Consider the following 404-nt stretch of genomic DNA (forward strand, 5'->3'; position numbering starts at 1 on the left):
GGACGGGTATCCGCTAGCGGCGTCGTGGGTGCCTGCGTCGTGGGTGTCGATCACTCGGGATCCGGAGACCAGCGAGGTGGCCTACTGGGTGCGTGGCCGTCGGGTGTCGTCGGCGGACGTGGTGCATGTGCGGCGTGGTGGTGACGAGTGGGAGCCCGCCCGTGGGGTGGGTGTGGTTGAGCAGCATCTGACGACGTGGGCGCGGATTGAGCGGCAGGGCCGGTACGAGTCGGACATGCTGGACGTGTCGGCGGTGCCGTCTGTGGCGATCGAGACGCCGAACCCGGATCTGTCGCAGGAGGAGGCCGACGCTGCGTCTGAGCGGTGGTTGGAGAAATTTCAGGAGCGGAAGCCGGCGTTTCTGCCGGCAGGGACGAAGATCACGCCGTTGGCGTGGTCACCGC

Annotated in this window: 1 protein-coding gene; it reads left to right on the forward strand. The window is 68.1% G+C overall.

Features of this window, described 5'->3' with window-relative positions:
* Positions 1 to 43 precede the first annotated feature (43 nt).
* Positions 44 to 404, forward strand: a 361-nt coding sequence (locus ACTQ4R_RS13010) for a phage portal protein (protein ID WP_441629351.1), incomplete at its 3' end; no start/stop codon positions are given.

This window comes from Dysosmobacter sp. Sow4_B12 (assembly GCF_052116665.1).
GTDB lineage: Bacteria > Bacillota > Clostridia > Oscillospirales > Oscillospiraceae > Oscillibacter.